This window comes from Blastomonas sp. CCH1-A6, from assembly GCF_001556365.1.
GTDB lineage: Bacteria > Pseudomonadota > Alphaproteobacteria > Sphingomonadales > Sphingomonadaceae > Blastomonas > Blastomonas ursincola.
This window is the reverse complement of sequence record NZ_LSIS01000037.1, coordinates 1-9,708: the sequence shown is the minus strand read 5'-3', so window position 1 is coordinate 9,708 and position 9,708 is coordinate 1. Positions and strand designations below refer to the sequence as shown.

Here is a 9,708-nt window from a genome sequence, read left to right as displayed (position 1 = left end):
GCCAGCCGGAAGCGGCGGGCGCGGAAAGGGGGGCAGCAACGGATGCGGCGGTGGGCTCGACAGCCACTGACGCGTCGGCCGCGCCGATCGCCTGGTGCAGGCGGTCGAGTATTTCGTCGCCAACCGCTTCGAGCCCCGCTCCGTCGCCATCGACCAGCGCCTGCATGTGATCCATCGCGGACAGGATGACGGCGACCAGTTCCTCGGTGGCAGGCACCTGGCCCTTGCGGACGCGGTCGAACGCGGTTTCGCAATGATGGGTGAAGCCGGCCAGGGCATCGAAGCCGAACATCGCCCCCGAACCCTTGAGCGTGTGGAGGCCGCGAAACACGCTGTCCACCAGATCGCGGTTGGTCAGGTCGTGCGAGAGGTCGAGCAGCGCCTGTTCGATATCGCCGAGCAGCTCGCCGGCCTCGACGCGGAATGCGGCAATGGGGTCCTGCGCGCTCACCGGCCGAGCACCTTGGCAGCGATGCGGAGCAGCTGGTCGGGCACGAAAGGCTTGACCAACCATCCGGTGGCCCCGGCAGCGCGCGCTTCCTGCTTCATCGCCTCATCGGACTCGGTGGTGAGGAAGATGATCGGCGTGCCGAGCTGGATCGGCAGCTTGCGGATTTCGCGGATCATCTCCAGCCCGTTCATGTTGGGCATGTTGAGGTCGGCGATGATCATGTCGAACTTGGCAGCCTTGGCCTTGTTCAGGCCGTCCAGGCCATCCACGGCCTCGCTGACATCATAGCCCGCGCCATTTAGCGCGATGCGGATGGCCATGCGAAGGCTGGATGAATCGTCAACAGTCAGGATCGAGGCAGTCACTGCGGGAGTCCTCCATGGAGCCAGGAATTGAGGTTAGCAGTTGGTAGCAGATCGGCGAGGCCGGCACGGGCCAGGGTCGCGGCGAGCTTTTTGTTGGCGTCGTCGGTAAATTCGACGGTTTTTCCGTTGCTTACCGCGTACAGATGCGCGGAGTAGACCGTCTGGAAAAACGAAAGGTCGACTTCCTGCAGTTGCGAAGCATCGATTGTGACCTTGTCACATTCGCCCAGCGCCGTCAGGAGCTGATCTTTTAGCGCAGCGGAATTCTGGATATTGGCAGAACTGCCAACATTTAAGGTCTTGTGCATGATATTGTCCCCCCGGAACTTGACAGAGTTTTACGTCTGACTTTGTCAAATAATGGTTAACGCCGGAGCAACCATAACCCTGATGACGGGTGGGCCTGGGAAGGCGAACGGGTCAGAGGGGCCACGTGTTCGGCCAATCCTGGAATTCTGCTCTAAAATCCCGGTTTTAATTGGCAGTAAAAGCCCATGATGAAGGCCAGGTTACCAGCGCAACAAGGCACCATAGAGCCGAGCACGGCCGCGATATGCGGTGGTTAATTTCGGGTATAGCGCAGAAATGAAGATAAAACCGTATTTTCACGGGTCATGTATTGGGAATCAACTTAGCTAGCGAACGATAGCGATTCGTCACAATCTGCCCCGGCCAACAGCCGGGACCCGAGACGTGGATGCTTGCCCCGTTTTAGGGCTCGGTCTATCTGGGCCGCCTGCCATTTCCCGGCCCCCGTTGCGGAGTTTCTGATGCGCCATTCCCTGTTGCTTGCCTCCACCGCCCTGCTGATGTCTGTGCCTGCCCTCGCCGAAGAGGGCATGTGGCTGCCGGGCCAGACGCCCGCGCTGGGCGACAAGCTGAAAGCGGCCGGACTGGAGCTTTCGCCTGCCGATCTCGGCAATCTCAAGGCGGCGCCGCTGAATGCGATTGTTTCGCTGGGCGGATGCTCGGCGTCGTTCGTCAGCCCCGAAGGGCTGGTCGCGACCAATCATCACTGCGTCTACGGATCGATCCAGTATAATTCCAAGCCGGGCCAGGACTATCTGACCGATGGTTTTCTCGCAAAGACCCTTGGCGACGAACTGCCCGCCGCCCCTGGATCGCGCATCTATGTGATCGAGGATCTGCGCGATGTCACCGCTGCGATGAACAAGGGCATCACCACCAAGCTTTCGGGGTTCGATCGCTACAACCGGCTGGAAGCGAACCGCAAGGCGCTGATCGCCGAATGCGAGAAGCAGGCCAATCGCCGCTGCGACGTTCGCCCGTATTTCGGCGGGCAGACCTATTTCCTGCAGCAGCAGCTCGAGATCAAGGACGTGCGGCTGGTCTATGCGCCGGCGGGCGGTATCGGCAATTTCGGCGGCGAGACTGACAACTGGCAATGGCCGCGCCATACTGGCGATTTCGGTTTCTACCGCGCCTATGTCGCGCCCGATGGTTCGTCGGTGCCCTATGCCAAGGAGAACGTGCCCTACAAGCCCAAGTCCTGGCTCAAGATCGCCGACAAGCCGCTGCGCGAAGGCGATTTCGTGATGGTCGCAGGCTTTCCGGGCGTGACCCAGCGCCACTGGACGGCGGCCGAGGTGCGCCATAATTTCGAGCAGGTCTATGCCATCGACCAGCAATTGCGCGCCGATTATTCCGCCGCGATCGAAAAGGCGGTGAAGGGCAACAAGGATGCCGAAATCAAATACGCCTCGATCCTGAAGGGTTCGGACAATTACAAGAAGAAGCTGCTCGGCGAGATTGCCGGCGCCGATGCCATCGACCTGCTGGGTCGCAAGGACAAGGCCGATGCCGATTTCCGTGCCTGGGTGGCGGCGGACCCTGCACGCACGAAAATGTACGGTCAGGCGCTGACCGATCTCGACGCGCTGGTCGCCGAATCAAATCAGGCGCGGGTGGACAATCTGCGTCTCGCCACGGTCAATCGTGCGCAACTGCTCTCCGCCGCGCAGCTGCTCTATCGCTGGGCCAAGGAACGCGAAAAGCCCGACGCCCAGCGCGAGCCGGGCTTCCAGGATCGCGATCGCCTGTCGATGCGCGAGCGGTTGACCCAGGTCGAGCGCCGCTATGATGCCGGCGTCGACCGTGTGCTGTTCCAGCAGGCGCTGGGCGAATATGCCAAGGTCGCAGCGGACAAGCGCAACGCGCCGCTCGAGGCCAAGATCGCCGAACTGGGCATGGACCGGCTCTATGCCGATACGCGGCTCGGCGTGACCGCCGACCGGTTGGGCTGGATGGACAAGCCGGCAGCCGAGTTCGAGGCTTCGACCGATCCGTTCATCCAGCTCGCCGTCGCCGCCTATCCGGGGCAGAAGGCCGATGAGGACAAGGCCAAGGAGCGTGCTGGTCGCCTGCAGGCGGCGCGCTCGGCGGTAATGGCGGGGCAGATCGCCTTTGCCAGGGAGCAGGGCCGCACGCTCTATCCCGATGCCAATGGCTCGCTGCGCTTCACCTATGGCAAGGTGACGGGCAAGCAGCGCGATGGCCTGATCTGGACGCCGTTTACCACCGCTGAGGGCTTGGTCGCCAAACAGACCGGACGTGGCGAGTTTGACGCGCCCAAGGCCGCGATCGACAAGCTCAAGGCGCGCGATTTCGGCCGCTATGCCGACGAGAAGCTGGGCACGCTGCCGGTCGATTTTCTCTCCACCGTCGACATCACCAACGGCAATTCGGGATCGGCCACGCTCAACGCGCGCGGCGAGTTTGTCGGGCTGGCGTTCGATGGCACGCTCGACGGCGTGGTGTCGGACTGGTCCTATGATGCCGCAATCAACCGCACCATCCATGTCGACAGCCGTTTCATGCTGTGGACGATGGACAAGGTCGATGGGGCGCAGCGCCTGCTGACCGAAATGGGCGTCGGCCAGTAAGCAATCCTGCCAAGGGCAGCGCTATTCGGCGCTGCCCTTGCGCATCCGGAATAGCTCGCGATCCTCGGGGCCGAACCCGCGCCGCCAGATCACCCAGCCATAGACGCCCAGGATGGCGGGAATGCCGAATGCAAGCTCCGCCCATTCGGGCAGTTTGGTAAAGCCCCATCCCACCGCCGTCGCCGCCGCTGCCGCCCAGACCAAAGCCCAACGCCAGCCATTGACCGGCGCACCCAGCAGCTTCGAGAGCAGCCGCGCCTTGACGATCGAGGCAAAGCCCAATGCCAGCGCCAGTGCCAGCGCGACGCTCGCCGCCTGGAACAGCGGCGGCAGGCCCATCGCCTGCGCGGTGAGAATCAGCGCGACGCTCAAACCCCCCTGTAGCGCCAGCATGGCGAGCGAGATCATCAGGTTGCGGTGGCGGGCGATATAGACGAGCGCCGCCTCGCTCACGGCGGCGGTGGCCGCGACGACCTCTGCTGCGAGCAGGAACGCCAGCGCGCCTGTCCCACCGACGAAATTCGGACCGACCAGCCCCATCACGCCCTCGCCCGGGATGCCCAGCGCCAGCGCGACGCCCAGCTGCGCGGCGATGATCCAGAAGCCGACCTGGCTGACCTGGCGCGCGATCTCGGCCATCTTGCCGCTCTGCAGGTTGCGCGCGATCACCGGGCCCAGGATGGGGTCGAAGCTGGTCTTGAGCTTCTGCGGCAGGCTCGCCACCTGCTGCGCGATATAATAGATACCGACGACGGCCGGCGAGGCGAACAGGCCGAGCACCGCCAGATCGAGCCGGCGGCTGCCCCATTCGATTGCATCCGCCGCCGCCAGCGGGGCGTTGCGCCGCGCCATGTTGGCGAGCTTAAGCGGTCGCGGCTGCCAGCCCATGGGCAGTCCGTAATTGCGCAGCATCGGGATGATCGAGGCGATGAACGCGGCGACCATCGAGGCGATATAGGACAGGATCAGCCCGTCATCGGGGGTGAGGTAATAGAAGATCCAGGCGGTGATGCTGATCGTCCACGGCTCGATGATCGATCGTGCCCGCACCGTGGCGGCGATGTCGAAGCGATAGGCCAGCGCCGCCAGCGCGACGTCCGACCCCGCCACGGCAAAGATCACCAGCGGCAGCAGCCGGTCGACCTCGCCCGCGGTGCTGTTGGGGAACATGATCTCAGGGACCAGCATCAGCAGCGTCGCGGCGAGCGCCGAGGCGATGAAGCTCACCAGCAGGCCATCGGCCACGACCTGTGCGTGCGGGCGCGATGTTCGCGCGAGCTGGGCGGCCAGGCCGCGCTTCAGCCCCAGGGTCGCGATCTGCGCGGCGAACTCGACCACCAGCACCGCATAGGCGAAGCGGCCCAGCGCCTCGGCCCCATAGAGCCGCCCGGCAATGAACAGGAAGGGAAGGCGCGCGGCTAGCCGCAGCAGAAAGCCGAGGAAATTGGTGCGCCCGCCCTTGGCAAGCGCCTGGATGTCGCCGCTCTGCGCTTCGGCCGCGCCATCCGGCACAGCCTTGCCCGGCCCGGATACGCTATCCGGCGAGCCAGGCTCATTCTGCGGTGGCGATGATGTCAAAACGTGCTTTCCAGGCCCAATCCCGGCACGCTCTTAAGCAGCTTTGGCGCGGTTTGGCTAGGCGGCGCGTCACGGACACTCCTGACGCACCGTGCGGGAGAATTTTTTACAGGGCTTTGCAACCACCTGTGGACCCACCCGTAGTGGCGTTCATGCATTGTGCATGAAACAGGGTAGTGGAGCGAAACATGCGTAAACTGATTCTCACCAGCGTTGCCAGCATCGGCCTTATCAGCCTTGGCGCTTGCCAGTCCGAGCAGGCCGACCAGGTCGAAGACCAGGCTGAAGCCCAGGCTGACGCGCTGGAAGACGCGGCCGACCAGGCCCCGACCGAAGCCCAGGAAGATGCCCTGGAAAACCAGGCTGACGCGGTCGAAGCGGCTGGCGAAGAAAAGGCCAACGCGATGGACGATAACGGCGAAGTCGCTCCCAGCGAAGTGCCGGGCACGACCACGAACAACCAGTAAACCTTCCCCTTCGAAGGTAACAGGCGGCGGCGGACCCGATGGGTTCGCCGCCGTTTTTGTATGCGTCATGCCTGTTACGCGAGAAATGCATCCAAAACGGATCAATACGCGACCAGAAGCCATGCTGATCGGCGCACCGACAATTGACTTGTTGGAAAATGTTGCTGATATGTTCTTGCCGTTTTTCCCCACAGGAGCGGCAGAATGCGGGACCCGGCACATGGGCAGCAAAGCGGCTTTGCATTCTGGATGCGGACGGGCCACTGGCCTGATTCTGGCGCAAGCGCGGCGATCGAGCGCAAGTTCAACCCTTGGCACGACCCCGACGACGGACGCTTCACCTTTGCGGGCCAAGGGCGGCGTTATGGTTCTGGCGGCGCCGGAGCCTCCAGCGGCTCGAAGCCGCGCAAACCAGGCAGGATTAATCCGGGCAGCGGACCGTTTGGCGGTGCGGGTGCCAGTGGCTCATTCGGAAAGCCGACACCAGTCAGACCAAAGCCGCGGCCCGCGGCAAAGAAGCGCCAGCATCTGCCTAGCAGCATCCCGGCCAATCCCGCTCCCTGGCCGAGACCAAGGCCTCCCGCCAGGCCAGCACCACCGCGCCCCGCCAGAAAGCCTCCGCTGCGTCCCATCAAGCGCAACGGATACACCTATCACCTCGATGAAAATGGTGACGCGCGCAAAATCATTGCGCCCGAGTTGTCTATGAACGCTCAGACACCGCGTTCAAGGTCGGCTCAGGCCAATGCAGGCAAGCCCGATCGTCTCCCGACCGATGATGGGGGCCATTTCATTGCCCATAGGTTCAACGGTCCCAATGATGCCTTCAACCATTTTGCGCAGGACAAATCCCTGAACAGAGGGCGTTATCGCATGGTTGAGCAGGAATGGGCGGACGCCCGGAAGTTAGGCAAAGACGTGTCCCTTAAAATGGAAATTGATTATCCAAAGGGTTCCCGTCGCCCCGACTTTATCGAAATCTGGTACAATATCGATGGCAAGGAAAAGCACGTTAAATTCGACATTCGTCCCGGTATGTCTCCACCGAAATCGAGAGGGAACAGGCGGAAATGAAGGATTGGCAAATTGAGATGGCTGACATCATTCACGACGTCGCGTGCAACCTTCTGAGGAGGCATGGCACGGATAACCGGGGAATCCTGGTCCTCGCAGACCTGTTTGGCGGAGTTGGCTATTCCGTTTACGTCGGACGGCAGCAATTCATAGAATATATATCTGTGGATAAGCAAGAGAACATAAATGTAATGCTGCTGAATGATCTCAGGTTCGTTCCGCCGCCTGACAAGGTGCCTCTGGGAATCGAAATTTTTATCAAAGACGGCGGGGCATCCTCAAAGATCGTGTATCCGCAGGATGTGCCCGAAGATGAGCTGCCTTATGATGACCGAGAGTCATTTGTCATTTCCTGTTTCGGGGATTTTCCGATCAGATATCCGCCCATGCCCAGCGACGCGCAGAAACTTCCTCGCACGGGATGGCGCACAAAGATGCGCTGAGCGACGGGCAGAGCCTTGCCTGGTGTATGACAGGGGGAAACAATGTGGAACGTGGGGCCCAGGCGATGGAAAGGCGAGCTGATTGCTGATCTCGCCTCGACCGTTCGAGCGGAGACCAGTTTCAGTCCGCTGGGCACCCTGCTGATCGCGTTGGTGGAAAGTCGGTATATCAGCCTCGCGCGTTTCCTCGATCGTGGCAGCTATATCGCCTTCGCGCAGCCCGATTATGAAAAGTACCGCGATACGCTGCTAGAGCTCTGGGCCCTGGAGCCGCTCAGCAGCCGCTGGGACGAGATGTACTATCTTGTCCGTGGGGGCGACACGCGGATCACGTATCTCTATCCCGAAGACATCGAAACCGACGTTCCGGAGCTTGACCGCTGGCGCGGCGCGGCTCAGGCTGCGTTCGGCGCGAAAAGGATCGTCTTCCCGCACGGTCGCGGTAGCACCGAAATCAGATAGCGCTGCCTTAAACCCATCACCCGCTGTTCCTGAGCGCCGTCGCGATCGCGTTGATCGACAGCTGGATGCCTTCGGAAATCCGCTCGTCGGCCTCGCCCGCGCGGTGGCGCTTGATGAGTTCGATCTGCAGCAGGTTGAGCGGCTCGATATAGGGCAGGCGCAGCCGGATCGAGGTGTCGAGCGCGGGGTTGTTCGCCAGCAGCCGCGACTGGCCGGTGACGCTCAGGAGATTGTCATGCGCGGCCTGCCAGCCCGAGCGGATTTCGCCGAAGACATTCTCGCGCAGCGCCTCGTCGGGCACCAGCCCGGCATAATGGCGCGCGATGGTCATGTCCGACTTGGCCAGCACCATCTCCATATTGCCGAGCAGCGCCTGGAAGAAGGGCCAGCCCTGCGCCATGTCGGCGAGCAATGCCTTGTCGGCGAAGCCGCCGAGCGCCTGGCCCACGCCATACCAGCCGGGTAGCATGATGCGCGCCTGTGCCCAGCTGAACACCCAGGGAATGGCGCGCAGATCCTCGATCCGCTGGCTCTTCGATCGGCTAGCGGGGCGCGATCCGATCTTGAGATCGGCAATCTCGCTGATCGGCGTGGCCGCGCGGAAGAACTGGTTGAAACCCTCGGTGCCATAGACCAGCCCGCGATAGGCGCGGAAGGCATCGCGCGAGATCATGTCCATCGCCGCGGCAAAGCGCGCCTCGTCTGCCTCGCTCAGCCCGTCATGGTCGAGCGTCGCGATAAGCGCGGCCGAGGTGATCGCCTCGAGGTTCAGCTCGGCGCTTTCCACCGTGCCATATTTGGCAGCGATGACCTCGCCCTGTTCGGTGATCCGGATGCGGCCCTGCACGGTGCCCTTGGGCTGCGCGCGGATCGCGGCGAAGCTCGACCCGCCGCCGCGCCCCACCGCGCCGCCGCGTCCGTGGAACAGCTGCATCGCGATGCCGGTCTCCGCAAACACCTTGGCGAGTGCGCGGCTGGCATGGTTGAGCGACCAGGTGGAGGTCAGATAGCCGCCATCCTTGTTGCTGTCCGAATAGCCGACCATCACCTCCTGATAGCCGCGCGCCTTCACCAGGGCAGCGATTTCAGGCAGCGCGAAATAGGCGCGCATGATCTGCGGCGCGTTTTCGAGGTCGCCGATCGTCTCGAACAGCGGCACCGCCATGATCGCGGCCTGCGGCACGGGACCGGGGCGGAACAGACCGGCTTCCTTGAGCAGCAGGTTGACCTCGAGCATGTCGGACACGCTTTCGGCCTTGCTGATATTGTAGGCGGTGATCGCCTGCGGCCCGTATAGCGCGTGCGCCTGCGCCGCCGCCTCGACGATCGCGAGTTCCTTGACCGTCTCCTCGCCATATTCGTGCCAGCGGTTGATCAGCAGCCGCGCATGGCCGAGCTCGGCGCGCAGCAGCGCGATGCGCGCGGCCTCGTCGAGCGCGGCATAATCGTCGCACACGCCCGCGACCTTGAGCAGCTCGCCAACGACACGCTCGTGCACGTCGCTGTTCTGGCGAAGGTCGAGCGTTGCCAGGTGGAAGCCGAAAATCTCGACCGCGCGGATCAGCCGGCCGAGTGCGCCGCCGCTCGCCAGCAGGCCCGCGCCATTATCGGCCAGGCCATTGGCGAGCACCACCAGATCGCGCCGCAGATCGCCGGGGCTGGCATAGGGTTCGCCCGCCAGCACCGAGGGGCGCGGCGGCTGCTTGCCCGTCAGCGCGACATGCGTGGCGCACAGCCGGGCGTAAATGCCCGCGAGCGCACGACGATAGGGTTCGTCGGCACGGCTGGGGGCATTGTCGCCGCTCTTCTCAGCGAGATCGAGCACCGCTTGCGGTGTCTGCGAAAGGCCGGTCGCGATGCTGAGATCCTGGCCCAGCGCGTGCACGCCGTCGAGATAATGGACGAGCGCGGTTTCTGCCTGCCGACCCAGCGCATGGCGCAGCGCATCGGCGGTGACGAACGGGT

General features: G+C 63.2%; 10 protein-coding genes. 5 read left to right on the top strand and 5 right to left on the bottom strand.

The genetic code is table 11. The features are described from left to right. From AX735_RS01770 to AX735_RS01760, 3 genes are all read right to left on the bottom strand, one after another. Window positions 1-451 (bottom strand): Hpt domain-containing protein (locus tag AX735_RS01770; protein ID WP_202189477.1); only part of this gene is annotated, 451 nt, incomplete at its 3' end. Continuing rightward, window positions 448-816 carry a response regulator gene (locus AX735_RS01765; protein ID WP_023839252.1) on the bottom strand — a complete coding sequence of 123 codons (369 nt, stop codon included), beginning with the start codon at window positions 814-816 and terminating at the stop codon, window positions 448-450. The genes AX735_RS01770 and AX735_RS01765, both read right to left, overlap by 4 nt. After that, complete coding sequence (locus AX735_RS01760) at window positions 813-1,124, bottom strand: STAS domain-containing protein (protein WP_066274678.1); 312 nt, start codon at window positions 1,122-1,124, stop codon at window positions 813-815. Before AX735_RS01760 ends, AX735_RS01765 begins: the two co-directional genes overlap by 4 nt. Before the next feature lie 462 nt (window positions 1,125-1,586). Between AX735_RS01760 and AX735_RS01755 the strand changes: the two genes are divergently transcribed. Next, a complete protein-coding gene (locus tag AX735_RS01755; protein ID WP_066274676.1) occupies window positions 1,587-3,719 on the top strand; it encodes a S46 family peptidase in 2,133 nt (710 codons plus the stop codon). Window positions 3,720-3,740: 21 nt separating this feature from the next. On the opposite strand, the gene AX735_RS01750 is transcribed toward AX735_RS01755, so the two are convergent. Further along, on the bottom strand, window positions 3,741-5,231 hold the full coding sequence (locus AX735_RS01750; RefSeq protein ID WP_066274671.1) for an oligosaccharide flippase family protein: 1,491 nt from the start codon (window positions 5,229-5,231) through the stop codon (window positions 3,741-3,743). A gap of 254 nt (window positions 5,232-5,485) precedes the next feature. On the opposite strand from AX735_RS01750, the gene AX735_RS01745 reads away from it, so the two are divergent. The 4 genes from AX735_RS01745 to AX735_RS01730 all read left to right on the top strand — a co-directional run bounded on the left by AX735_RS01745 (window position 5,486) and on the right by AX735_RS01730 (window position 7,743). Next, entirely contained in the window at window positions 5,486-5,764 is a 279-nt protein-coding gene (locus AX735_RS01745; RefSeq protein WP_066274668.1) for a hypothetical protein, read from the top strand. A 204-nt stretch (window positions 5,765-5,968) separates the two neighbouring features. Beyond that, window positions 5,969-6,838 (top strand): DNA/RNA non-specific endonuclease, encoded by an 870-nt coding sequence (locus AX735_RS24030; protein ID WP_231749984.1) that lies wholly within the window; start codon window positions 5,969-5,971, stop codon window positions 6,836-6,838. Beyond that, the gene (locus tag AX735_RS01735; protein WP_066274654.1) at window positions 6,835-7,281 is read left to right on the top strand and encodes a hypothetical protein; all 447 of its coding nucleotides are present in this window, start codon (window positions 6,835-6,837) and stop codon (window positions 7,279-7,281) included. The genes AX735_RS24030 and AX735_RS01735 overlap by 4 nt, the downstream gene beginning before the upstream one ends. A 42-nt stretch (window positions 7,282-7,323) precedes the next feature. Further along, entirely contained in the window at window positions 7,324-7,743 is a 420-nt protein-coding gene (locus AX735_RS01730) for a hypothetical protein (protein WP_066274648.1), read from the top strand. A 16-nt stretch (window positions 7,744-7,759) separates the two neighbouring features. Here the strand turns inward: AX735_RS01730 and ppc are convergent. Beyond that, window positions 7,760-9,708 (bottom strand): phosphoenolpyruvate carboxylase (ppc, locus tag AX735_RS01725; RefSeq protein WP_066274646.1); only part of this gene is annotated, 1,949 nt, incomplete at its 5' end.